Source organism: Carboxylicivirga litoralis (genome assembly GCF_025499605.1).
Classification (GTDB): Bacteria; Bacteroidota; Bacteroidia; order Bacteroidales; family Marinilabiliaceae; genus Carboxylicivirga; species Carboxylicivirga litoralis.
The window spans coordinates 80997-106400 of record NZ_JAFMVC010000016.1; the positions used below are offsets into that span (position 1 = coordinate 80997).

Genomic DNA, 25404 nt, shown 5'->3' on the forward strand with positions numbered 1-25404 from the left:
TGAAACATTGTATTTGAATAGGTATTTCTCACCTTTGCCAAAAACAATTCCTCATGAAACAATTCAAACACATCGTCTCATTGGCATTCTTAACCATTTCAGTAATTGCCTGTCAACCTCAAAAAGAATATATCCGCACCGAAGGGCTTATTTTTGGTACAATCTATCACATGACCTATGAAAGTGACCAGGATTTATCCGATACCATACAAAGTACCTTAAATGCCTTCGATTGGTCTATGTCGACCTATAAAGAAGAGTCGATGATCAGTAAAATCAACCGCAATACATCAGTTGAGACAGATACTTATTTTCGCCAGGTGTTTGAGGCTGCTCAAGCTATAACAGAGGCGACCGATGGCGCTTTTGATATGACGGTAGCACCATTGGTCAATGCCTGGGGTTTTGGTTTCTCAAAAAAAGATAGTGTCACCGATGCTGCCATTGATTCTATTCGTCAATATGTGGGCATGGATATGGTGCGACTGGTTGATAATAAAATTGTTAAAGATAAACCGCAGATTATGCTTGATGGAAGTGCCATTGCCAAAGGCTTTGCGGTTGATGTTGTAGCCGAAGTGCTGGAATCCTTTGGTGTTGATAATTACATGGTGGAAATTGGAGGCGAAATGCGCGTGAAAGGCTTTAACCCGAAACAGACCAAGTGGCGGGTTGGCATTGATAAACCCATTGACGACCCAGAGGTGCTCAATCGCCAGTTGCAAGAAATTATTAGCATCTCCGATGTTGCTTTAGCATCTTCGGGCAATTACCGTAACTTCTATATAAAAGGAGGTAAAAAATATGCCCACACTATTAGCCCCTTTACTGGCTACCCGGTTAGTCACCGCCTATTGGGTGTGTCGGTTTTAGCTCCCGATTGCATGACAGCCGATGCTTATGCTACTGCTTTTATGGTTCTCGGATATGAAAAAAGCCTAGCTCTGGTTGAGCAAAACAATGAACTAGAGGCTTATTTTATATTGGATGGAGAGGACGATGAATATGAAGTGAAAATGAGTAAAGGATTTTCAAAATATATTCTTGACAACGAGTGATTCACGTTATAACTTGCAGTTTCAAAATGAGAAAGCGGAACGAAATTTTTAACCAAATAATACCATTGACTCATGAAAAGAAATGCAAGTGTAGGATGTATACTCCTTGTTCTGGGTGTGCTATTGGGGAGTTGTGAGAAATCCAATGAAAATGTAGATTCAACAATTGAACCCTTAAGTCTGGCTGAGACTATTGACGTAGGAGCTTATGAAATTGACGAGGCTGTGAAAGCTATTGAAAGTTCTAAGGCCTATGGTTTGTTTGTTCGCGAAGCCACTAATAAAAGTGCGGTTGAGGATGATGCGCCCGGAATAAACATCTACCTCGACGACATAAAAGGTGTTTATGAGTATGCACCGGAAGTTGAAGAAGCTCCTGCGCAGAATAATGTAGCCTGCCAATCTTTTTTTCAGCGAATTGATGATAGTGACTGGTTTATTATTCACCTGCCTTTCGAAAAGGTAAAAGAGCCAAGCCAGTTGTTTAAACATAGCTCGGAAGAGGCATTCGTTAATAATTTGATGATAAGTACTTCGGAGTTTGTCTATGAGATAGATAAGAGATTGTTATGGCATAATTATCATTTGGCCACCCGCTTTGATGTTGATGAGGAATATGCAGGTGAATTATGGGTTGATGAAGAAAGTAACGGTCTGTTTGATGCCAAAACATCTTCCAAATTTGGGTTTACAGATGACCATTTTATCGTTGTCGATACTCAATTTGGTGATACCATTAAAGTTGGATACCGTTTGGAGAATGCAGAAGCGGATACCTTATTCAGCGAAATGGTAGCTTTTAGCCTTAATCTGCTTGGGGGGAATCCTAATTTGCAATTTGAATATGAGATTCAGGTGGGAGATGTACGTATTGTGAAAACACTTGATGAAGAGAATCAGCTGGTGTATGTTGTATATAAAAACGATGAATTGCGAGAGGATGCTGTTGTACAGGTAATTATATCCGAGGGCGAAACGCCAACAAGTGTCAATTGCTTGTTTATGAACAAAAACAGGGATTTGCAGATAATGCTGAGTGATGAACCACCCATTCTGCTTTCTGATTTGATCGGTGATTCGCAAGAAGTACTGTCCTCATTGTTTGACTCGATGAAAGAGCTCTATTTGTCAAAAAAGGTAATTAACCGATTGGCCTGGCAGATATATATTGAAAATAATTACAATGGAGATGAAGAAGGTGAAGGTTCTGATTAAGACAGATAAAATATGATGTGTTGGGTTTGGGTGTAATGAGTGGAAAAAAGAGGTTTACCATTGTTGGAAGCCTCTTTTCTTATGCTAGTGATAATCATTTTTGATAGCATACAAAAAAGAGGTTTTCAATGTGAAAACCTCTTTTAATATTTTAACAACTTGTTGTTCTGCTTTCATATTCACCATCCAGCTTCAAAGGCTTAATGTTCAATGCTTCTTTTCGGGCCAATTTATCTTGCGTTGTTGCACAATAAATGCCCTTTTCGTTCAATGCTTTGTTACCACCTATGTGCGAATTTGGAAATTTCCCATTCTTCTGCAGAAGAATTCTGATTGCCATCAACACAAAAACAATGCCCATTAAAACGATGCTTAATAATATAACTGGCCACATAATCTTTCCCTTTTTTTATTCGGTACAAAACTACTAAAATTTACATTACCCTAATTCGTATTTAAACTTTCTTAAGGTAATAAGCAAACAAAGCACATGCTTCATATGTTTGATAGTTGCCCAATAAATAATGGCACATTCTTACTAGATTTGTGTCATAGCAACTAAAAACAGTAAAAAATCATTTATATGTCATTTGAACGCAATGAACTCAGTTTTGCTGAGTTTAAGAATGAAGTGATTACCGACTATAAAGTAGCCTGCGTTAGCCGTAATATGAGTTTGCTGGCGCGTAAAGAGGTGCTGGGAGGTAAAGCTAAATTCGGAATATTTGGCGATGGTAAAGAAATCCCCCAGATTGCCATGGCCAAGCAATTTAAAAACGGTGATTGGCGGTCGGGCTATTACCGGGATCAAACCTTTATCTTAGCTGCAGGTATGATGACTCCAAAGGAGTTTTTTGCACAGCTATATGGTGAAACACGAACAGAGTTGAACCCTGATAATGGAGGGCGCTCATTTAACAACCATTTTGGCACACGCACCATTGATGAAAAAGGTGACTGGAAGCGATTGACTGATATAAAATGTACGTCATCTGACATTTCACCAACGGCAGGCCAAATGCCACGATTAGTCGGTTTGGCCATGGCATCAAAACTATATCGCAATAATCCTGATTTAAAGCAATTCGACCAGTTTAGTATTAATGGTAACGAGGTGGCTTTTGGAACGATTGGAGATGCCAGCACCTCAGAAGGACACTTTTTTGAGACCTTAAACGCGGCTAGTGTTCTGCAGATCCCCATGGCTGTTTCGGTTTGGGATGATGGTTATGGTATATCGGTGCCGAAGAAATTTCAGACGACCAAAGAAAGCATCAGTAAAGCCCTGAAAGGTTTTGAAAAAAGTGCAAAAGATAAAACAGGAATGCTGATTTATACAGCTAAAGGCTGGGATTATGCCGGCCTGTGCCAGATGTATGAAGAAGGTATTAAGCGATGCCGCGAAGAGCACGTTCCAGTGTTATTTCATGTGGAAGAACTGACGCAACCTGTAGGTCACTCAACAAGTGGTTCGCATGAGCGCTATAAGTCGCCCGAACGCCTGCAGTGGGAAAAAGATTATGATGGACTGGTGCAGATGCGTCAGTGGATGGTTGAGAGTAAACTGGCTACCATTGAAGAGCTAGATGTAATAGAAGAGGAGGCAGTGGCTGAAGTAAAAGCAGCCCAGAAGGAAGCTTTCAAGGAGTTTAATGATGCCTTTAAGACGGAGCGACAGGAGCTGTTGGATATTATTACCCGGAAAACTTGTATTTGTAATGAAATAAAACAGGATAAAATTGATGGGATTGTTCAACAGCTAAAGTCTGGGTTGTCGCTTAATCGAAAGGAAATATTGAGTGCTGCGCGAAAGGTGTTACGCCATTATTGTGCAGCTTGCGAAAAGCCAGATTCGATGAAAGCTCAATTGAAGGCTTGGGTGAAAAAATATTTTGGCCAGGGATGGGAGAACTACAGTAAATGGTTGTATAGCGAAGATGATTACTCAGCCTTGAAGGTAGTGACTGTTTTGCCTGCTTTTGATGAAGATGCACCAACCGTCCCGGGACGTGAAATCTTACGCGATAACTTCGACCATATATTTGCTAACAATCCTAAGGTGGTGACTTTTGGTGAAGACACAGGCTTTTTGGGAGGAGTGAATCAAACGCTGGAAGGCATGCAGGAGAAATATGGTGATTTGCGTGTTCGCGATACAGGCATTCGCGAAACAACCATCTTAGGTAAAGGAATTGGAATGGCATTACGCGGTCTTCGTCCAATTGCCGAGATTCAGTATTTCGATTATTTACTGTATGCGCTTCAAACCATGAGTGACGATTTGGCTACAACGCGTTACCGAACTAAAAATGGACAGAAAGCACCGGTTATTGTACGAACGAGAGGCCACCGTTTGGAAGGCATCTGGCACAGTGGTTCGCCTTTAAGCATGGTCATCAATTCCATTCGTGGTGTATATGTTTGTGTGCCCCGTGATATGACCAGAGCGGCAGGTTTCTACAATACACTTTTGTCGGCAGATGATCCGGCACTGGTTATTGAACCCTTAAATGGCTACCGTTTGCGCGAAAAGCGTCCGTCAAACATAGGTGAGTTCAAAGTGCCTTTGGGTGTTCCTGAAATCATTGAAGAAGGTAAAGATGTAACATTGGTTACCTATGGTTCATGTGTGCGTATAGCCCAGGATGCAGTGAAGCAGTTGGCCGAGATTGGGGTGTCCGTGGAGCTGATTGATGTACAAACCTTATTGCCATTTGATGTCAATAAAGTCATACTAGAGTCAGTGAAGAAAACCAACCGGGTTGTGTTCTTCGATGAAGATGTGCCAGGTGGAGCAACGGCTTTTATGATGCACAAAGTAGTAGAAGAGCATGGTGCTTTTTATCATTTAGATGCTTCGCCAAAAACAGTAACTGCCAAAGATCACCGTCCTGCTTATGGCACCGATGGTGACTATTTCAGTAATCCGAATGCAGAGGATGTTTATGAAGCCATTTATGCTTTAATGGCAGAGTCAGATCCGAAGCGTTTCCCGGCGATATATTAACGAATAGATAATAGACATAAGATATTAGACGAAAGACAAAATGTAGATACTATGTAAGTGTATTTTCTTAAGTCCAAAGTCTTTTATCTTATATCTATGGTTTTCTTATACTACTTTCCCTTTCAGGCGGATAAATCCAAATAGTATGCCTCCGGCCATTAAATAAGAAACGAGTACTGGCACTCCAAAAGCTGATGGTAAGGTGCCAACTAATAAGGCTATAGCTCCCACCAAAAGAGCATAAGGCATTTGTGTTCTTACGTGATAAATATGATGACATGAGCAAGCCAGCGAGCTTAAGATGGTTGTGTCTGATATGGGTGAGCAGTGGTCACCCAATACTGAGCCGGCCAATACACACGATACGGCATTGTAAAACAAAGGTAGAATCTCATCGGTATCCATTCCTGCTTCAAGTCCAATTTTCCAAATAGCCGGTAGTATAAGAGGATAGATAATGGCCATGGTGCCCCAACTCGAACCTGTACTAAAGGCAATAGCTGCTGCAAAAACAAATGTCAGTGCCGGGATAAACTCAGGGCTAATATTAATAGCAGTCAGAATGCCTGTTATAAATTTGGCTGTGTGTAAATGATCAGTCAATAGGGCCAGCGACCAGGCGAGTGCCAGTATTAAAATGGCATGAAACATCGTTTTAAAACCATTAATTAGCCCTTCTATACTTTCCTTTAGGTTAAGTATTTTTTGAGAGGTAGTGAGCACCAGGGCTGCAAACACACCGGCAAGGGATGACCAGATGAGGGCATTAAACACATCTGAATCACCAATGGTTTTTGACAGCTTGGTGGTTAAACTCAGGCTTTGGTCGCCCCATATACTAACATCCCAACCGGTATAAATTAAACCAGCAAGTGTGCCCAATACTACAATTAACACAGGAATCACCGCATTAAACCATCGTGGTGTCACGTCTTCAGCTACTTCCAGCTCCTTCATTATCTGTGGTGAACGCCCTTTCTTTTTAATATCGTCAAGTTGTGTTTGTATGGCTTGTTTTTCTGCATTAAGCATTGGCCCAAAGTCCCGCTTTTGCCAAATTAATATTGGCACAAAAAGTAAAGTTAATATTGGGTAGAATGAATACTTTAGAGAATAAAGAAAAACAGAATAGGCCGATGACTCAAGCCCAACTTCACTGATGCCTTGTTGAATATAGCTTAGTTCGGCTCCAATCCAGGTGGTGATAAAAGCAATGGCAGCAATGGGGGCTGAGGTGGAATCTACCAGGTAAGCCAGTTTCTCGCGCGATATCTTCAGTTTATCGGTGACCGGACGCATGGTGTTGCCAACAACAAGGGTATTCGCATAGTCATCAAAGAAAATCAATAAGCCCATCAGGTAGGTAATCATCTGCCCCGAACGACGATTTCTGGCATATTTCGACAGTATATTCACAATGCCTTTCATGCCTCCATTCAATGATATGAGTGTTACCATACCTCCTATTAGCATGCTGAAGATAATAATGGATAAGTGCTCATGACTCAGTAAGGCTTGCATTAGGTAGGTGTCTATTATAGCAAAAGCACCTTTAAACAGTGCTACAAACAAGCCTATACCAGAATATTTATAAATGATGGATGTGCCAATAAGTAAACCAATAAAAAGCGAGGAAAACACTTCTTTGGTAATTAAGGCCATGAGAATGGCAATTAGGGGCGGAAGAATGGATAACCACAAAGGAATAGGCGTTACCCCTCTTTTTTCTACGTGGTTTTGTTGTATTAATTGTATTTCAGTTGCTTCATTGAAAGTATATTCAAAATAGAGTCCCTGCTCGTCGCTTCGGAGTTCGCGCCTGACACCATTAATCAAAAGTTGTGGTTGCGTTATTTCAGATGCATCAGGATCAATAATTCGAATGGTGGATGAAACACCTTTCATCACAGCAGGAGGTAGCTCTATATGACTATGCTGATTATTGGCAGATGCTGAATGAGTTAAGGATAGTAATAGAAACAGGAGCAATGAGAGGTGAAAAGCACAACGCTTAGAAATCATAATTGAACGATTAGATCTGGTTTGATTTGTGATAATGTGACAATGAGAAACAAGTTAATAATATTTGACTAACAAGGCCTAATATGTTGTTGAATTAATAAACTTTAAAGTGTTTTAATATTAAGTTTTGCTTATGAAGATAAATGGTCCGAAAAAGTCAATGGTAAGTAAATGAGTGGTTTAAATCTGGCATTCTTTGGTGAATGGCCTGTTTTTATTGAGGAATGACTGCTGTTATACTCACAAACTTAAATTAAAAGTGTTACATTTAAACTAGAAGTTGACAGCATGAAGAGTTTAGATTTTGACATATTCAAAGGACAGAAGCCCGGATTAAAACCAGCAAAAGGACGCATTTTGATTGCAGAACCTTTTTTGCAGGGACCTTACTTTAGTCGATCGATTGTTATTTTAACCGAGCATGGCGAAGAAGGAGCAGTGGGTTTCGTGTTGAATAAGTCTTCGGAGTTATATCCGGATGAGGTGATTGAAGACTTGTTCAATTTTAAAGGCGAACTGTATGTAGGAGGCCCGGTGGCGTCCAATACCTTGTATTTTATTCATACCCTTGGCGATAAAGTACCCGATTCGGTAAAAATAACAGATACCCTCTATTGGGGTGGTGATTTCGAAGTGATTAAGAACCTGGTTAATACGGGCATTGCTGATCATACACAGGTCAAGTTTTTTGCAGGTTATTCAGGCTGGTCGCCCGGACAGTTGGAGAATGAAATTGAAGAAGAATCATGGATTGTTGCTGATACCTCTGATGATATGGTAATGGATGATGATATTGACCACATCTGGAAACAGGCTATGGAAGGGTTGGGCGATGTGTTTAAAGCCTGGACTAATTTTCCTGAAAATCCTTCGTATAACTAGTCGCTGCCTCAACAAGTAAGCGGTTAACTTTCTTACTTAATTTGCAGAAATACCGTTTATCTCTTAAGCCAACCACCCATTGAATACCTTGAATCGCATTGCTTAAGAATATTTCATCGGCTTGTAATAAGGTATCGTAATCAGTTCCACTCACCTCATGAATTGGCCAGTTATTGTCTCGCAACAAGCGAATAATTTGTCTGCGCATCACTCCATTAACACAGCCTGATGAACGCAGTGGCGTATAAAATTCATTGTTTTTGACCCAAAACAGATTGGATGCCAGACCTTCAATAATCTGGTTGTTGGAATTAATGATTAAGACATCATCTTTACCCTGCTCTTGTTTAAATAAGCCAGCCAGTATAAATAATAGGGCGTTAGCTGTTTTGTATTGCCCAAATCGATTCAGTGGTTTTTTCTCGTCTTCGAAAATATCGATTAACAAGCCCTTGGTATTTAGCTCATAATTATGGGTGTTAAGAGCAGATGCTTCAACTAGCCACTGTACTTTGTTATTAGCAGGCGCGTACAAACCACCATCTTCGCGAAAAACAGTTAGACGTACTCGAACATCACCAAATAAGCGGTTTTTTTGAATCAATGCGCATATGTGTTCCTCCAGCACAGTGGCCGGAGGAAGACTTTTAATATCCATCTGTAACAGGCTCATGCCATTAATCAGTCGTTGGTAATGGTCGTGAAACCACATGGGTTTTTGCTGAATGCAGCGAATGGTTTCAAACAAGGCATCACCATACCTGAAAGAACGGTTATTGACATTAAGCACGGCTTTGTCGGCCTGCATTTGAATGCCATTGAGCGATATGTACAGTTCTTGATCCATTAAAGTTTGATGATGGTGTTACAAACATCGATAATGGAGCTGTTCTTTTCAATCTTAAAGCTCTGTTTAAGCCCGGCTGCATTACCGGCTTCCACATCCCTGTCAGCATCGCCAATAAGGTAGGAATTGTTCTTGTCTATTTGGTGCTCTTCCATAGCTTGTAGTATCATTCCCGGCTGTGGCTTGCGACAGTCACATGCTTCAAGCGATTCGTGATGCGGACAATAATAGATGTCAGTAATGCGAATGTCGTTATCGAACATCATCTGCAGAAAATGGCCGTGCACCATTTCTACATCATCTTCGGTGTATTCGCCTTTGGCAACACCTCCCTGGTTTGTGATAACAAATAGTTTAAACCCGGCATCCTGTAATAGTTTTAACCCTTCAATAATGCCTGGATTCAGTTTGAAGTCTTTGACTTTATAAATGTAATAATGGCCTTCGTCGTTGTTAATAACTCCATCTCTGTCGATGAAAACTGCTTTATTCATATGATTATAAAATAGATAGTAATTCGTTAAAAAAGCGGACTAATAATGAAGGGTTAAGAAAGATGGGGAACACAAAGCCATAAACGGCACCCCAAAAATGCGCATCGTGACCAATATTGTCAACATTCTTCTTGCTCATATATCCTGAATATATAAGATACCCAATCCCAAATAGTATTGCTGGTAGAATAGGTTTTCTGATAAAGAAGAAACCATACATCGCAAGTGGGTCGTAAAGAATATTCGCGAAAACCACAGCAGAGACAGCTCCTGATGCACCAATTGCATTATAATTGTAATTATTTTGTTCTTTTAAATAAGATTTTAAACTAGAAATTACGAAAGCACTAAAAACCAATATAAGAAATGCAATGTTACTATTGACAGGAATTGACCACTTAAAGCTATAGAGTAGAGATCCACCAAAGAAGAATAAAACATACATGTTGACAAACAAGTGTACCCAATCAGCATGAAAGAACCCATGACTTATCCATCGCACATATTCTTTGCGGTTTTTAATCTGCCAGGCATTAAACTGGTATTTGTAAATCAGCTCGGGCTGGCTAAAACCCGCAATGCTAATTAAACTAATAACGATGATGATAATAATTGAAATATCCATATCTAATGGTTAATTGTAAATGATTAATTATCAATGTTGATTGCATTAATCATTTACCATTAATAATTAATCATTAAAATTTAGTGCATAATTTTAAAAACCAACTCTTTTAATAACTCTCCTGATTCCGTTGTAGAGCTTCCAAATCCTTTTGACTTCATATCGTATTCTCGGATAAGACTAATGATTTGAACCACTTTTCGAGCGGGATAATTGCGTGCTCCGGCAGTATAATCAGTTACAAAGAATGGGTTAATCTTTAAGGCTGATGCAACCGAATTTTTTGATTTATCAGGCAAGTAGTAATAGGCAAGTAACTTTTGAAAATAGCCAAACAGTGTTACTGTTGTCATCTGAATGGGATAGGCCTTAGGATTTTTACCAAAGGCCAGGATAATCTTATTGGCTTTGGCTACGTCTTTGTTCAGAACAGCCTTTTGCAATTCAAAATTATTATAATCTTTGCTTACACCAATGTTTTTTTCAATGTGAGCAGAGGTTATGGTCTGAACCGATGAGCCTATGGCTAATTCAAGTTTGTCTAATTCATGTGCTATTTTGGACAAGTCACTGCCCAAAAACTCAGTAAGCAAGGCTGAAGCTTTTGGTTCTATAGACTTACCTTTTGTTTTTAAGTAGCCATTTATCCATTGAGGCACCTGGTTGTCGTAAAGCTTCTTGGCTTCAAATAAAACGCCGTTTTTAGCAACGCTTTTATAGAATTTTTTTCGTTTATCCAGTGTTTTATAGCGATAGTTAATCACTAAAATGGTTGAGGTGAGCGGGTTGTTGGCATAAACTTCCAGATCCTCAATCTTTGGAATGTTTTGAGCTTCTTTTACAATAATTACCTGATGTTGCGACATCATAGGAAAACGACGCGCTGCATGGATAATTTCGGTTGTGTCCACATCTTTTCCGTACAGAACCGTTTGGTTAAAACCTTTTTCCTCTTCTGTCAGCACATTATTGGCAATGTAGTTGGTTATTTCATCAATAAAATAACCTTCATCGCCCATTAAAAAATAAATGGGACGATATGTTTTTTGTTTTAGTTCTTGTAAAATCTGCTCAAAAGTCATCGACTATCTCTCTTAACTATCAAACCTTAGGTGCTTCACCGATTTGCCACCATTCATAATGGTCGACAGGGCTTTAATACCTAACTGAATGTGTTTTTCTACATAGTTTTCAGTCACCACTTTATCGCTGGCCGATGTTTTAACTCCTGTTGAAATCATTGGCTGGTCCGATACAAGCAATAAAGCACCCGTTGGTATATGATTATAAAAACCGACTGTAAAAATAGTAGCTGTTTCCATATCAATGGCCATGGCACGCGTTTTTTCCAGGTATTTTTTAAAACGTTCGTCGTATTCCCACACGCGTTTGTTGGTGGTAAAAACCGTTCCTGTCCAATAATCCAGCTCGTTATCACGAATAGCACTTGAAACAGCACGCTGCAAACTAAAGGCTGGTAAAGCCGGAATTTCAGGCGGCAGGTAATCATCAGATGTACCATCGCTTCGAATAGCTGCAATTGGAAGAACAAAATCACCCAATTCATTTTTCTTTTTCAAACCACCGCATTTACCTAAAAATAACACCGCTTTAGGGGAGATGGCGCTTAATAAATCCATCATGGTAGCTGCATTGGGACTTCCCATACCGAAGTTGATGATGGTGATGCCATTGGCACTGCAGTTGGGCATATTGCCATTTTTGCCTAAAATTGGCGCATCGTACCATTCTGAGAACAACTCCACATAGTGGTTGAAGTTGGTTAAAAGGATGTATGGAGTAAAATCTTCAAGCTTTCTTTCGGTATAGCGGGGTAGCCAGTTATCAACTATTTCTTTTTTAGTCTTCATAGGAATTTTTTTTAAGGTTAAGTGCAAAAGCATAATAGCCGGGCACAGGTGGGAATAAAGTGCGAGAAGCTAAATTTTATTCTTCACGCTAAGGTAACTTTTTCTGGCTAAATTGATTTATTTTGTTGAAAAAAAAGGAGTACATGCAAAAGCTTAACCTGCCACCCGTGCAGTTTCGAACTAAACAAGCAGGCAATAAAACTCAGGTGTTTGATGAGGTGAGAAAGAAGTTTGTTGCTCTAACGCCAGAGGAATGGGTGCGTCAGCACTTTATTCACTACCTGCTAAAAGGACTGGGTTATTCGGCTGGACTGGTAGCTGTTGAAATGCTGGTGAAGGTAAATGGCTTAAGTCAGCGGGCTGATATTGTATTGTATGATAAGCGGGGAAAAGCCAGGATTATAGTGGAATGTAAAGCTCCTGAGGTGGCTGTTACAAGAGCTGTATTCAATCAGGCGTCTCGTTACAATACAAAGCTTAAGGTTGATTACCTGATTGTAACAAATGGTATGCAGCACTATTGTGCGAAATTAATCGATGAAATGGGTAATTATGAGCTTTTGAAGGCCATTCCAAAAGCAGAGGAAGTGTATGTGTAATCTATCTTAAAAGTTGGTATAAACACTCGTCAATAAAACCATCTTTTGTTTTTCGCCAACGCTTTTTAACGCCTGCCAATTTAAATCCAGCTTTTTCGAATAAGGCAATGCTGGCTTTGTTGTTAATGGATATATTGGCATAAAGCTGGTTGAGCCCTAATTGTTGGAAGCAATAATCAGAGAATAATTTCAGGGCTTCAAAAGCATATCCCTTCTGGCGATGATTCTCATGGATGATGATACCAACCCCACCACGCTGATGAAAGCCATCGAAGTCAAAGAGGTCAATCATGCCCAATACCTCTTTCGACAGTTCTAATTCAATGATTAATCGAAGTTGTTTGGTTTGAAAAACATCGAGTTGAGCCTGTTCAATGTATTTTACCAACTGGTGCTTAGAAAAAGGGGTGAGCGTATTGCTCACCTCCCAAATCTTCATGTTATTTTCCCACTCATAAAGCAGGTTTATATCTTCTGGTTCCAATGCTCTTAAGGCAATTTCATCAGTTGTCATTATTCTGTAGTTGTGTTTTCAGTTAAGCCGTCGTATTGCTTAATGTCCCTTACGAAGCAATCAGACCAAAGGCCGGTGTTTAATACCTTGTCTTTGCCTTTTAAAGCTGCTTTAAAGCCTTTGAATGCACCATATGAGTAGCGATAGAAACCATCATTACACTTGTATTCTTTAATCAAATCATGCTCCAAATCAACAAATACATTGTAGTCAGCAACAGGCTTTTTAAGTGCCAGCATCTGGATAGTGTAATATGGAATACCATCAGAAGTATCGTATTGAGTAGGTGGTGTTGATGTACTTGCCAACGCTGTTGTTTCGGGTTCAGGTTGAGCAACTGCTACCATCATCACATCATCAATATTACTGGCCTGGCTCGAGTTTTTATAAGTCATTTCTCGCGTTACATCAATTGTTTTTGATTGCTTGTCGAAACCAAGCCCAGAGTATTCTACATTGTATTTTTCATCAGTTTCCAATATCAAAATGTATTTTCCGGTTCCGGGGTGTGGTTTGTAATTACCAATAACTTCAGCATCACTTTGGCGGGTTACCGTAATTTCAACATTTTCAATCGGGGCATCGTTAGTTGAGTTAATACAGCCCTTGAAAACAGCTAAACGGTTGATTTCCGGTTCTTGGTATTCAATTAAATAAATATCCGAACCGCCATAGTTATCATCATATCTTGCCGAGGCATAATAGGCAATGTTTGGTGTTGTTGTTGGAACAAAGAAGAAGTCATCGTCAGGGGTGTTAATCGGGTAGCCAATATTGTGCACAGGGCCCCAATTGCCATCATCATCCATCACACAGTAGAAAATATCAAATTGTCCCATAGAATTATGACCTTCTGAGCTGAAGTACATTACTTTGCCGTTAGGGTGAAGCATAGGCGTTTCTTCATCGTATGGCGTGTTGAATGCTTTCATGTTTTCAGCTTTTCCCCACTCGCCATTAGGTAGGCGGCGGAGGCGATAGATGTCAAAACCACCCATGCCACCAGGACGGTTACTGGTAAAATAAACCGTTTGTTTATCAACAGTACCAGTCATGTGTGTTTCGTCATATTTCGAATTAATTGGGCTTACCATCTGCATTGGTTCACTCCAATTTGAGCCGTCGTAGTTGCTGATATATAGATTAGCTCCGTCAACATCATTACGATAAATCACTAATTCGGTGGCCTGAGCAGATAAGCCAACACCCGCCTCGTGTCCGGGTTTTTTAAAAAGCTCCTGCAACGATTTTGCTTTTGACCAGCCTGTCTCTTCTTTATTAGCCGAATAGATACGTTCGGCATACTGCCCGTCAAATAACAACTCGCTGTAGCTGGATGCTCTTCGTGAAGTAAAAAACAAAGATGTTTGGTCAGCCGAAATCATAGGGCTGTGGTCGTCGTATTTTGAGTTGATGTTTGGCCCCAGATTTTTAACTTTTAACTCAACAGGCGATTGCATCAGTTCAATAGCGTTTTCGCACACTTCAATCTCACGCATGGCTTCCTGGCGCAACAGGTCGTCTTCGGCCGGTAATATTTCAATGAGTTTCTCGTATGTTGTAATGGCTTTTTCATGTTGCAATAAATACTGTTGCGACTTACCAATTGATAGTTGAATATCTACGCCGATATCCCCAATTCTCTCATCTTCTTCAAGTATGCTGTAGGCTTTGTCAAAGTACACAATCGCCGTATCAGGTCCGTCAGATGTGTTGAGGTAGCAGTTGCCAATGTTGTATAATGCTGGTACGTTCTCCGGATCATCCTTTAGAATTTCAGAGAATAATTTAATGGCTTCACCAAAGGCTTCATCATCAGCTAACTTAACAGCTTGATTGAATTTTTTATTATCAACTTTAGTGTCAGATTGAGCCAGGGTTAACTGAGAAATAAACAGTAATAATGCAACGATTAGTGCGTTTGGTTGTAACATACCTTATGTACTTAATGTTTGGTTTTAATTTGACTTCGCAAAATAGTTAAAAATGTGCATCTAACGCTTGTTCAGATTTAATTTTTTATGAACCATCGTCTATTATTGACCGATGGAGTGCAGAGGACTGTTAGTTTTACTCTTTTTTCAGTACCATTGGCTCTAAATAACTGGCGTTGGCTCGTGTTTTATAGTCGGCACGATAGGGTATGTTAATTTCTTTCGAAATGCTTATCATACCAGGTGTGCTGATGGTCATCTCATAGGTAATGCCAGTGGCGATAATCATGGTGTACTTGCCCGAGTTAGTTTGAGGTTTGTAGTTACCTATTAGTTCTCCTGATTTCTTATTAGTGACCGTTATTGTAGAGTTAACGGAAGGAAGTCCATCTTCGGTAAATAAAAAGCCTGAAACCACTGCCAACGTTCGCTCGTCGGTTACCGGAAATTCGATGATATAAATATCCGATCGGCCATAACCGCCGGGTCGCTCAGAAGCAAAATAAACTCTTTGTCCATCAAGTGTAGGAATATAGAATAAATCATCGCCTGGCGTATTAATCGGGTAACCAATATTAATTGGTTGTTGCCATTGGCCATTTTCATCTCTCACTGATTTAAAAATGTCAAAGCCTCCCATTGAATTATGTCCTTCCGAAGCAAAGAATAAGGTCTGGCCATCGTGTGATAAGAACGGACTTTCTTCGTTTAATTCGGTATTAACATTTCTATTGAGTAAAAGTACTTTACCCCATTCGTCATTCGGCAATTTATGAGCAATGTAAATATCTTTTCCCTCAATACCATCAGGCCTGTCGCTGGTAAATACAATGGTGTTACCATCGAGCGAGAGGCTGGCATGCGATTCTTCATATGAACTGTTGATTGGTTTCGGCAGTTTTTCAGGTGTGCTCCATTTATCATCTTTAAGTTCTGATACATATAAGTCACCATTGCCATGGTTGCGATAAGTTATCATTGTTTTGCCGTCGGAGCTTAAACTACAAGTAGCATCATAGCCGTCGGTATTGATTGTTGGACCTGCATTGACAGACGGAAGCCAGGCTCCTTCGCGCCATTGGGTGGAGTAGATATCTTCGGTATATAAGCCATCAGCCTTGCTTTTTTTTGCAACTCCATGTTTATTTGAAGTGAATAAAAGTAGATCTTCATTGCCTGATATAATAGGGCTATGTTCGTCAAACTCACTATTGATGGCTTGTCCAAGATTGGTTATTCTAAAGTCAACCGGATTTTGTTTAAGCGCAATGGCATTGTTGCAATAATTGATTTGTTGATTTAACTGTTTGTGAATGTTTTCACGTTTCACAGGTATTGTATCTTTCAATACCTCAAAAAGTTTTAGTGCTTGCTCAAACTGATGATCCAGGTGGTAAGCCAAGCCAAGGTGATAATTGGCTTCAATGGCATTATCATTCCTTTTAGAATATACACCATAATGTTGCTTAGCTTTTGTTAAAGGTTTGATGGCGTCTTTTGTTTTGCCATCAATATTCAGGTAGCAGATGCCTTGCAATAACTGTAAATACGGATCCTCCGGATATCGCTTTTGCAATTGAATAATCAGTTCGGATGCTTTTTTGAAATTGTCTATTAGCATCTGATTTTCAATTGGGACAATATCTTTTTTTCTGGGTTTTTTTGCTGATAATTCAGCAACACTTATAAAACAGCATAAAAGGATAATAATCAAATTTCTTACCATGGTGAGGTTATTTGTCAATGGCTAAAATATTTTCATAAAATTGCAAAAATGATTGCGGACAGGCAAGCGAATAATAAAGAAAGGGGTGGGCTTTTGGTTAGTGGTCAATTATTAAAGATGAATGACTATTCCTTTTTCACTTGGGTTTTGACAAATAATAAGAGACTTCTGATTTTTGGTTAAAAAGCCATAACTACCATCGTTTCCACTCATTAGCTCAATGGCTTGCTTGTATGTGATGTAGTTAAAATCGAATATAGTAAGTTGGTTTTTTGATGATTGTTTGTGCTGATGTGTAACTGTAATAGTCGATTTGAGTTGTTGCTCAATCATCTTTATGTATTTATTATCTTTTGAAATTAATTGAACAGAACTAAAGTAAGGCAGCCTTGCACTACCTGATTTCGACCGATCAAATTTTGTTAAGAAAATTTTGTATTGAGTCAGTAATATTATTCCCAATCTGATAAAGCTTGTGGCGAAAAATGACTTGTTGGCTTTAATATGAGTTTTATAAAATAACCACATAGCATTATAAAAGTGCCAGATGATTTTGGGGGTAGTTTGTGTACTTTGACCTTTAAAGTGAATAATGGTTATTTGCGGCAGATAAATGTTATTTCCGTGTTCAAGTTTTAGTCGATACGAAAGGTCGATGTCTTCGCCATACATAAAATAGCGTTCATCCAAGCAAGTTAAGTCATTGTTTTTGGTTCTCGGAATAACCAAACAAGCACCCGAAAGCACATCAACACTCTGTTCGGTGTTATTATCTAAATGACCTTCGTAATACTTGGCAATGGTTTCAGAGTTGGGGAAAAACTTATGAAAACGGAACAGCTTAAAAAAGGATGCTGACGGACTGGGAAACCCACGCTTAGATTCTAATAAAAATTGACCATTGCCATCAATCATTTTAAAGCCCAAACCACCAGTTTCAGGATATTCACTGTAGTAATTGATTATTTTTATGAAAGCATCTTCAGGCACAATAGTGTCGGGGTTGAGTAAAAGTGCCAGTTTACCTTTGGCTTGTTTTAAAGCCAGGTTGTTTCCCTTTGCGAAACCAAGGTTTTCCTCATTTTCAATAAGCCTAACAAAGGGATAGTTATTAGCAACGATACGTCTTAAAGTATTGTCATTTGAGTTATCGATCAATAATACTTCGGCATTAACATTTGAAATGGCTTTTTCAACCGATTCTAATGTGAGTTTTAAAAAGTCAACAGCGTTATAGCTGACAATAATTATTGATAAGTCAAAAGTTACCTTGTTCATAAATACCCGATGATCATTATTTATGAACGCGTATTATCTGAAAATGTTATTCTCTGCAAAAAATAGATTTCAAAAAACCACACAATGTACGCCTTTGGGCTTTCTGGTATTGCTCTTTAAAAGCATCCTTTTCTGTGTTAGGAGCTTCTTTGTTAATCCACTGCCATATTTCGCCCCAGCCCATAAAACCACCAACATTTCTATCATCAATAAAAATATCAGCATTTACTTTACGGCTAATTCCGTCACTCATCTCTTCTTCGGGGTGTGTGCGATTAACCGCGTAAAACTCAAGGCCTCTTTTTCTGCAGAATTCAACGGCTTCATCAAGCTGTTTGCCTGTTCTGATAGTCCATAAAACAAGCAAATGGCCTTTGTCCTGGAGCGATTTAAGTGTTTCAAAGGCAAATATCTTTTCCTTACCAATGGCCGGGTATTTATGGTCTACAATGGTTCCGTCAAAATCAACAGCGATTATCATATATGGTTAGGTTAAAGTTCAGATTTGTTAATTTCCAATTCACTCAAAATACTACTTTGTTTCGGGTAGTTGAGTATCAAGAAAAGATACACCAAACCAAAAACCAGCATTTGGTTAATGTTGCCAATCATCAAATAGCTTAACAGGCTTAACAAGGTTACACCTTCAAGTGTCATTATTTTAATAAAATAGCTCGTCCTGAATTGTTGTAGTTTAGTGTGGGCTTGTTGTTCTTTATTTATTTGTTTCACTTTTCGATTATGGAACATATAGGACGCAGGAATACCCGCCAATGCAAGTATAATGATGAGCGATTTTAAATTATTCTGACCTGCAGCATCCATGATATATACAGGGCCATTAAGTGTCACAAAAATGAATGATGCCACAGCAAAAACACCCAGTAATATACAGATGATGAAATAGATGAGCTTTATTTGTTTTAGTGCTTTTTTTGATGTCATGTTATAATGTTTTTTCAAAAGGAAGTCGATTAACTAAAGAGCGGCCAAGCGTTACTTCATCGGTATATTCAAGTTCATCGCCAATGGATACACCACGCGCAATGGTGGTGGTTTGAACATCGTATTTTTCAAACTTTTTATAGAGATAAAAATTTGTTGTATCTCCTTCCATGGTGGTACTCAAAGCAAAGATAACTTCTTTAACCGTTCCCGATTGAATCTTTTCGAGCAGAGGTCCTATGGTTAGGTCATCGGGGCCAATGCCATCCATTGGCGAAATAACACCACCTAGCACGTGGTAGATACCCGAAAATTGTTGTGTGCTTTCAATCGCCATCACATCGCGGATGCTTTCAACAACGCAAATAACACTGTGGTCGCGGTTGGTGTCGGCGCAGATATCACAAATCTCACTGTCTGATATATTGTGGCAACTCTTGCAATACATTATTTCCTGGCGCATATGATGTATGGTATCAGCAAACTTAAACACCATTTCTTTTTCTTGTTTAAGCAAATGCAAAACCAGGCGCAGAGCCGTTTTTTTGCCAATGCCCGGAAGCTTGGCAAATTCATTTACGGCACTTTCCAATAGTTTGGATGGATATGATGATGCTGTCATTGATTCAATTCAATTTGGGCTTTAAAGATAGTAAAGATTGCCGACTACAAACTTTTTAGAAAACCAGATTAAATGATGCCATTATCAATTAATAAAATGATGTGTTCAATCATTTGATCGTCACCATCTTTATAATATTCAGATTTTAAGTTGGAGCCAAACAAGCGGGCAACACCTTGCCAGAAAAATGCTGTGAAACCACCTTTGTATTGTTTAATTAAGTCGTAGGTTGTATCGCCTGTTTCGCGATTGATGAGTTTAATGAGCAAGCGGCCTTGGGAAAAAGTTAACTTACGAAGGGGAGCTTCAAATTCATCGAATAGCTCTTTTTCGGCTTGTTTCAGATACTCTTTCTTTTCTTTTTCTGTTGTTAAGGTTGATAAATGAGCATTGATGGCATTTACTTTTTCGCCGGCGCTTCGGGCGTAGGGCAGTACCTTCTTTATGTTTCGTACCATTTTGCCATAGCGCCGTTTGTGTCGTTTGTTTTTAAATTTATAGGGTGGAATAACGGGTATTTCCTGTAGATTAATATGTGGTAATGTATCGTTTTCAATGATCCGATGTTGCAAAACAAGGTTGATGGAATCGGCCAGTTCCTGTCCGTTTGTGTTGTTAATAAAAACAAGGGTGACCAGCCAATAACAGCCAATCCATTTAAAATATGATATGTAATTTGTTTTACCTTGCATACCACAAAAATAAAATTGAAATTGATTGTTAGGCAAATTTTTATCTTCCAGAAACAGTCTTGTTAATGAGAGAGGCGTTCTGATACGACAACTATTCTACCGTAAAGTATTGGTTGCGTATGAGATGGTTAGGAGCAATGTCAACTCCTAAAAATTGCAGAGCTGAGCTAACGGTATTGTATATTTGCACTCTGTTGTCGAAGAAAGGATCTTGTTTTATAAGCATTGATAAAGCAGTTGAATTGGGGTTGTCGGTTACAATCGCCCACCTCAATGGTTGCTCTTTCATCAGTGTTTTGAGCTCATCTATATAAGCATTAAGTTCTTCGAGGCTAAGTGTAAAATCTGCGTCTCTGATATCGGATAATGATTTGTCGATACCTCTAAACTCTCGGTGTTGCATCTGTTGTTCAACAATGCGAATAAGATCATTCATGGCAATAGTTCCTAAAAAAGCTTCGGCTAAAAGCCTGCTTGAAGGATAGAACTTGTATTTTGCTTTCATTGCTTTGCTTGTTTCCCAAAAGCCAAACAGCATAACGACGAAAAAGTTTCAAACGAAAAATGATGAGGTTATATTTTTTGTAATTCACTAAAAAATAAAGTTCAAAACGAATATCGATTTATAAAATTGTTCTACTTTTGCGCCCTTAAAATCTAATGCGGATCTTTCATGTTGCGATTCTTTATTCTGTTCATACTTTTGGCAGGAGGTATTGTAAATACCTCTGCTGTTGCTATGCAAAGTAGTGATGAAAGAGGATACAAGAGTGATATTGAATATATTTCCGAATGTAACACCTTCAGTTCTGATTTAGAAATCTTAAATGCTGAAGAGTTAAAAGACGATTCTAATAAACTAAGATTGACTCATAATTTCCTTTTTTCGGAAATTGATGGTCAATTAGGTTTGAAAATTACTTGCCGTCGAGGAAAGCTGGGGTCTGCCAGTTTTATTCTTTTCGAGTCAGATAACTCGCCTCCTTTTTGTTTATAAGCTTATTTTAATTAGTAATTGTTAAAGGAGCTTTGACGTAAAGACAATTGTCTGGTCGTTAATGATTCTAATGATTAATTATTGCATCTGTCATAGGCTGATCTGGTCATATGACAAAAATCTAATTTATACATATCATGATGTTTTTTTTAATGTTGGTAGTCTTTGTAATAGGCTACAGCTTAATTGTGTTTGAGCATGTCAACCATATCAATAAAGCGGCTTCTGCATTGTTGATTGGTGCATTGCTATGGATGATTTATGCGCTAGGGGGAGAGTCTATTTTAGCGCGAGAAGCCAGTGTTTCATGGGTGAATTTTAAAGCTTCGGGCGGAACTAATATGCTTTCGTTCATTACCCATCATGAATTGTTTCATCACTTGTCGGAGATTGCTTCTATTCTCTTCTTTTTAGTAGGAGCCATGACGATTGTTGAGTTGGTGGACAAATACCAGGGTTTTAGAATTATTACCAGCCGCATTGGAGGTGGTAATGTTACCCGTTTATTATGGATAATCAGCTTTTTGACTTTCTTCATGTCGGCCGCATTGGATAACCTGACTACCACCATTGTTTTGGTTACGGTTTTGCGCAAAATCATAAGTAAACAAGAGAATCGATGGATTTTTGCGAGTGTAGTTGTGCTATCGGCCAACGCTGGAGGAGCCTGGTCGCCTATTGGTGATGTAACCACCATTATGTTATGGATTGGTGGTCAGGTAACAGCAGCTCATATTGTAGGTTCGTTGTTTATTCCCAGTTTTGTTAATATGTTGGTTTCAACGGCTCTGTTTAGCTTGTTTATTGTGAAAGGCAATACCATTAAACCAATACTTCCATCGAACGAAACGCAGGCTTTTACCACCCATCAGGAACAGGTGTTTATGCTGGTAGTGGGAACGCTCGCTCTTGTGTCTGTACCGATTTTTAAAACCATAACTCACCTTCCTCCTTATATGGGTATGCTTTTAGGTTTGTCGGTTATGTGGATAATGACTGACAGATACCTGAAAAAACGCAGTGCTGAAGACAAGCGTACACTAACTGTTACAGCGGCGCTTAAGGCAGTTGACATTCCAACGGTATTGTTTTTTCTGGGCGTGTTAAGCGCTGTAGCGGCATTGCAATCAGCAGGTCATCTTGATTTATTGGCACAGTGGCTCGATGAATCGGTTAACAATATCTATGTCATCAACCTATTAATTGGTGCGATTTCATCAGTTGTAGATAACGTGCCCCTGGTAGCGGCTTCAATGGGAATGTATAATATTGAAATAGCTGGGGCTACAGGTTCTGCTATCCATTTTATACAAGATGGTACATTCTGGACATTTCTCGCGTATTGTGCCGGAACAGGCGGAAGTTTATTGATAGTTGGTTCGGCCGCTGGTGTGGCAGCGATGGGCCTTGAACAAATAAACTTTATGTGGTACCTGCGTCGAATTACCTGGATTGCTCTTACCGGCTATCTTATGGGAGCTTTGATGTATTACTTGCAATTGCAGTGGTTTTAACTCAAACAAATCAAAAAAGTAACGATGAACACAATAAAAAAAATAACCAATAAACAACAAGATGGATTACACTTCTCCAATACATGGATTGGTGTAGTTGCAATCACAATAATTGTTCTGCTAATTCGATTGATTATTGGTTCGATTTAGTATTATTTTTCTGGTGAATAGCGAGTGTTTCGGACAAATAGCATCCCTGATTTAGCCTGTTCTAGCACTCGCTATTATTTCGTAAAACCTTGGAATACTTCCAATTAATAAGGTACTAGTCAGCCTTTTAAAACTGGCACATGCCATCCTAGTTTTTGCATTTGGTAAAGAATGGCTGATATTTCCAGTTGGCTCTGTTGTAACTATTTGGCCTTTAAGAAACTGGGATTTGATATTATCTTTCTGATTCGGTCAACCGTAAAGCGGTATGAAGTTAATATATGTACCAATTGATCTTCGTGGTATTGTTTACTCAATACACTGTTTCGTTTTGTCTTCATATTAGTGTTCTTTTGCGTTTGTAACAGCAGCAAAAGTCATTATAATTGAAACAAAAATATGCTCCGAAAGATTCAATCAAGCGCCCTAAAAGGTCAAAACTATCAATGACGCGCAAGCTGTATTTATTATTTTTGAAGTGTTAGAATCGCAATTGATTTGTTGCGAACGATGATGTCCTTAAACTTGAGGTAGATATCGTCAGTTATTAAATCAGTACAACGATTATAATTGTTAATAATGTCTGAAAAATCATCCTCCTGAAAATGATAGGTTGTATTGGCTGAGTTGTTGATAATTACCAATATAGTCTGTTCACTGCTTTTTCTAACAAAGGCATAAATATCGCTTTGAGGCAATAAGTGGATGAACTCACCAGTAAACAGATCAGGGTTTTCTTTTCTCCAGTTAAGCAGTTTTGTCATCTGTAAATAAAAGCGTTTTTGTGATTCACTCATCCCTTTGCCGGTGAAGGCATTGGTGTTATCATTCATCCAGCCTCCGGGGAAGTCTTTAGCCAGGTTACTGATTCCTTTACTTTTAAAGCCTTTCATCTGCCATTCGGTACCGTAATAAATTGAAGGTAAGCCAGGTGAGCATAGCAAATGACCAAGCATCATCACCAATTGAGCTTGATCACTATCGGCATTGGTATATGCTCTGTTTAGTAGATGATTATCAAGTAAATTGATATTTAGCAAAAGGTCGGAAGGGGCAAATTGAAGTTGCATTTTATGCAGCGCGGCAGTACCCTTTGTGGCATCCTCGTATGGAGAAAAGGCATTCGACAGTATGCTTGGGTAATTATAATTAACTATAAATGTTGGAAGGTCCAGCGTAAGATTTTCCCAATAAATACCTTGATTAGTTGGCGATTGATTATCAACTACAAGCGTTAAATCATCGTATTCAAGGTTTAAACTACTGTATAACTCTTTAATAAGCTGAGGTGTATTTCGTGCCGCTTGCTCAATTTTTAAATTTCTCAAGCCGGTTGTTTCTATCCACCAAATCACTTGTTGGATCAATAGTTGACGAACCAGTTTGTTTTCTTGATTAAGAGTGGGAAAGTTTGGTTTGTTCCAGGATTGGCGGTTTGCTTTCTTTACTGATTCAGGGCTATAGGGGTCAGTCAGAACGCTAAAGTCAGGTAGCGGGCTGTTGAAATCATATGTGGTGCCGTGGAAAAAATCTGTATCAATCATTTGCTGAAAATAAGGATGCTTGTTGCCAATTTGGTGCAACACAAATGATTGTATAAACTTTAGTCCTAAACTCTGGCAGCTGTCTATAAGTTGTTTATATAATCCGATATTACCCAGTCGTTCATCAACTTTGTAAAAATTCGTTGACGCCAGTCGTTTATACGAATTCATCATCAGATTACTTTCTGTTACTGGTAGAATTTCCAGTGTTGTACATCCTAAATCCTTTATATAATCCAGCTTCGATAGGATGCCATTAATATCGCCCCCATGTATGCCAGTAGGATTCAAGCGATCCTTCTTCTCAAAGTAGGACATGATGTTGTCATTCTTTTTATTGCCATTGCAAAAACGATCGGGGATAAGCTGATAGATGGCATCGCTCGAACTCAGGCTTTGAGCAGGATTACGTTCATTTCGCTTGTAAATTCTAAAGGGATATGAAACTGAAGCAGCGAAGTCGGTTTTGAAAACGATGTTAGCTGTATGGGCTTTAATATCATATGGAATTTCAATTTCAATAAAGTGAAATGCAGGATTGGCCGCAGGGTAATGTTTAATTAGTTCAATTTCTGAATTGTTGATGCTTATATCGGATATGCCTATTGGGGCATTTTCAACAACAAGAACCAGTTTATCGGTCTTCATTTGTACCCACCAGTTAGCAGGCGAGATAGAAAGTTTTTGTGCCTGACACAAGGTTGTAATAAGTAAACCAACCGATATAAATAATCGTATAAACATAGAAAGTCGTCTAATTGTGAATGTACATGAGGGATACATTACAAATTAGAGAATGTCTTAAACTAATGCAAGTAGATGATAATGAAATACAAAAAAAGGAGCCCCAAGGCTCCTTTAAGTATTA

General features: G+C 38.9%; 26 protein-coding genes. 8 read left to right on the forward strand and 18 right to left on the reverse strand.

The annotated features are described in order from the left end of the window. Positions 1 to 53 precede the first annotated feature (53 nt). Both J1N10_RS14620 and J1N10_RS14625 read left to right on the forward strand, forming a co-directional pair. A complete protein-coding gene (locus J1N10_RS14620) occupies positions 54 to 1058 on the forward strand; it encodes an FAD:protein FMN transferase (RefSeq protein ID WP_262327468.1) in 1005 nt (334 codons plus the stop codon). A 72-nt stretch (positions 1059 to 1130) separates the two neighbouring features. Next, complete coding sequence (locus J1N10_RS14625; RefSeq protein WP_262327469.1) at positions 1131 to 2273, forward strand: hypothetical protein; 1143 nt, start codon at positions 1131 to 1133, stop codon at positions 2271 to 2273. Between the two features lie 151 nt (positions 2274 to 2424). Here J1N10_RS14625 and J1N10_RS14630 read toward each other — a convergent pair whose 3' ends face one another. After that, a complete protein-coding gene (locus J1N10_RS14630) occupies positions 2425 to 2667 on the reverse strand; it encodes a hypothetical protein (RefSeq protein WP_262327470.1) in 243 nt (80 codons plus the stop codon). A 189-nt stretch (positions 2668 to 2856) separates the two neighbouring features. On the opposite strand from J1N10_RS14630, the gene J1N10_RS14635 reads away from it, so the two are divergent. After that, on the forward strand, positions 2857 to 5280 hold the full coding sequence (locus J1N10_RS14635; protein WP_262327471.1) for an alpha-ketoacid dehydrogenase subunit alpha/beta: 2424 nt from the start codon (positions 2857 to 2859) through the stop codon (positions 5278 to 5280). Positions 5281 to 5385: 105 nt separating this feature from the next. On the opposite strand, the gene J1N10_RS14640 is transcribed toward J1N10_RS14635, so the two are convergent. Then, positions 5386 to 7302, reverse strand: a complete 1917-nt coding sequence (locus J1N10_RS14640) for a Na+/H+ antiporter NhaC family protein (protein WP_262327472.1) — start codon at positions 7300 to 7302, stop codon at positions 5386 to 5388. A gap of 288 nt (positions 7303 to 7590) precedes the next feature. On the opposite strand from J1N10_RS14640, the gene J1N10_RS14645 reads away from it, so the two are divergent. Next, positions 7591 to 8184: a YqgE/AlgH family protein gene (locus J1N10_RS14645; protein WP_262327473.1), complete on the forward strand. Its 594-nt coding sequence runs from the start codon at positions 7591 to 7593 to the stop codon at positions 8182 to 8184. Here J1N10_RS14645 and J1N10_RS14650 read toward each other — a convergent pair. From J1N10_RS14650 to J1N10_RS14670, 5 genes are all read right to left on the reverse strand, one after another. Continuing rightward, the gene (locus J1N10_RS14650; protein WP_262327474.1) at positions 8153 to 9031 is read right to left on the reverse strand and encodes an aminotransferase class IV; all 879 of its coding nucleotides are present in this window, start codon (positions 9029 to 9031) and stop codon (positions 8153 to 8155) included. The two genes, J1N10_RS14645 and J1N10_RS14650, sit on opposite strands and share 32 nt — an antisense overlap. Continuing rightward, a complete protein-coding gene (locus J1N10_RS14655) occupies positions 9031 to 9525 on the reverse strand; it encodes a D-glycero-alpha-D-manno-heptose-1,7-bisphosphate 7-phosphatase (protein WP_262327475.1) in 495 nt (164 codons plus the stop codon). The genes J1N10_RS14650 and J1N10_RS14655 overlap by 1 nt, the downstream gene beginning before the upstream one ends. Before the next feature lie 4 nt (positions 9526 to 9529). Then, positions 9530 to 10150 (reverse strand): rhomboid family intramembrane serine protease, encoded by a 621-nt coding sequence (locus J1N10_RS14660; RefSeq protein ID WP_262327476.1) that lies wholly within the window; start codon positions 10148 to 10150, stop codon positions 9530 to 9532. An 80-nt stretch (positions 10151 to 10230) separates the two neighbouring features. Further along, a complete protein-coding gene (gene holA / locus J1N10_RS14665) occupies positions 10231 to 11232 on the reverse strand; it encodes a DNA polymerase III subunit delta (protein WP_262327477.1) in 1002 nt (333 codons plus the stop codon). A gap of 12 nt (positions 11233 to 11244) precedes the next feature. Beyond that, entirely contained in the window at positions 11245 to 12021 is a 777-nt protein-coding gene (locus J1N10_RS14670) for an AMP nucleosidase (RefSeq protein WP_262327478.1), read from the reverse strand. Positions 12022 to 12164: 143 nt separating this feature from the next. On the opposite strand from J1N10_RS14670, the gene J1N10_RS14675 reads away from it, so the two are divergent. After that, positions 12165 to 12620: a type I restriction enzyme HsdR N-terminal domain-containing protein gene (locus tag J1N10_RS14675; protein ID WP_262327479.1), complete on the forward strand. Its 456-nt coding sequence runs from the start codon at positions 12165 to 12167 to the stop codon at positions 12618 to 12620. A 1-nt stretch (position 12621) separates the two neighbouring features. On the opposite strand, the gene J1N10_RS14680 is transcribed toward J1N10_RS14675, so the two are convergent. The 9 genes from J1N10_RS14680 to J1N10_RS14720 all read right to left on the reverse strand — a co-directional run bounded on the left by J1N10_RS14680 (position 12622) and on the right by J1N10_RS14720 (position 20836). Continuing rightward, entirely contained in the window at positions 12622 to 13134 is a 513-nt protein-coding gene (locus tag J1N10_RS14680) for a GNAT family N-acetyltransferase (RefSeq protein ID WP_262327480.1), read from the reverse strand. Continuing rightward, the gene (locus J1N10_RS14685; RefSeq protein ID WP_262327481.1) at positions 13134 to 15068 is read right to left on the reverse strand and encodes a hypothetical protein; all 1935 of its coding nucleotides are present in this window, start codon (positions 15066 to 15068) and stop codon (positions 13134 to 13136) included. The genes J1N10_RS14680 and J1N10_RS14685 overlap by 1 nt, the downstream gene beginning before the upstream one ends. A 136-nt stretch (positions 15069 to 15204) precedes the next feature. After that, positions 15205 to 16689 carry a hypothetical protein gene (locus J1N10_RS14690; RefSeq protein WP_262327482.1) on the reverse strand — a complete coding sequence of 495 codons (1485 nt, stop codon included), beginning with the start codon at positions 16687 to 16689 and terminating at the stop codon, positions 15205 to 15207. Positions 16690 to 16905: 216 nt separating this feature from the next. Continuing rightward, positions 16906 to 18072: a glycosyltransferase family 2 protein gene (locus tag J1N10_RS14695; protein ID WP_262327483.1), complete on the reverse strand. Its 1167-nt coding sequence runs from the start codon at positions 18070 to 18072 to the stop codon at positions 16906 to 16908. 46 nt (positions 18073 to 18118) lie between these two features. Then, a complete protein-coding gene (locus J1N10_RS14700) occupies positions 18119 to 18553 on the reverse strand; it encodes a BT0820 family HAD-type phosphatase (protein ID WP_262327484.1) in 435 nt (144 codons plus the stop codon). An 11-nt stretch (positions 18554 to 18564) separates the two neighbouring features. Further along, positions 18565 to 19017, reverse strand: coding sequence for a hypothetical protein (locus J1N10_RS14705; protein ID WP_262327485.1), 453 nt, complete (start codon positions 19015 to 19017; stop codon positions 18565 to 18567). A gap of 1 nt (position 19018) precedes the next feature. After that, positions 19019 to 19639, reverse strand: coding sequence for a recombination mediator RecR (recR, locus tag J1N10_RS14710; RefSeq protein ID WP_262327486.1), 621 nt, complete (start codon positions 19637 to 19639; stop codon positions 19019 to 19021). A gap of 68 nt (positions 19640 to 19707) precedes the next feature. Next, positions 19708 to 20331 (reverse strand): DUF4294 domain-containing protein, encoded by a 624-nt coding sequence (locus J1N10_RS14715; protein ID WP_262327487.1) that lies wholly within the window; start codon positions 20329 to 20331, stop codon positions 19708 to 19710. A 91-nt stretch (positions 20332 to 20422) separates the two neighbouring features. Further along, positions 20423 to 20836, reverse strand: coding sequence for a hypothetical protein (locus tag J1N10_RS14720; RefSeq protein WP_262327488.1), 414 nt, complete (start codon positions 20834 to 20836; stop codon positions 20423 to 20425). A gap of 168 nt (positions 20837 to 21004) precedes the next feature. Between J1N10_RS14720 and J1N10_RS14725 the strand changes: the two genes are divergently transcribed. The 3 genes from J1N10_RS14725 to J1N10_RS14735 all read left to right on the forward strand — a co-directional run bounded on the left by J1N10_RS14725 (position 21005) and on the right by J1N10_RS14735 (position 22992). Then, positions 21005 to 21328 (forward strand): hypothetical protein, encoded by a 324-nt coding sequence (locus J1N10_RS14725; protein WP_262327489.1) that lies wholly within the window; start codon positions 21005 to 21007, stop codon positions 21326 to 21328. A 137-nt stretch (positions 21329 to 21465) separates the two neighbouring features. Further along, a complete protein-coding gene (gene nhaD, locus J1N10_RS14730) occupies positions 21466 to 22842 on the forward strand; it encodes a sodium:proton antiporter NhaD (protein ID WP_262327490.1) in 1377 nt (458 codons plus the stop codon). A gap of 24 nt (positions 22843 to 22866) precedes the next feature. After that, the gene (locus tag J1N10_RS14735) at positions 22867 to 22992 is read left to right on the forward strand and encodes a hypothetical protein (protein WP_262327491.1); all 126 of its coding nucleotides are present in this window, start codon (positions 22867 to 22869) and stop codon (positions 22990 to 22992) included. 203 nt (positions 22993 to 23195) lie between these two features. Here J1N10_RS14735 and J1N10_RS14740 read toward each other — a convergent pair whose 3' ends face one another. Continuing rightward, complete coding sequence (locus tag J1N10_RS14740; RefSeq protein WP_262327492.1) at positions 23196 to 23333, reverse strand: hypothetical protein; 138 nt, start codon at positions 23331 to 23333, stop codon at positions 23196 to 23198. Between the two features lie 126 nt (positions 23334 to 23459). Continuing rightward, positions 23460 to 25280, reverse strand: coding sequence for an alpha-amylase family glycosyl hydrolase (locus J1N10_RS14745; protein WP_262327493.1), 1821 nt, complete (start codon positions 25278 to 25280; stop codon positions 23460 to 23462). Positions 25281 to 25404: the final 124 nt, after the last annotated feature.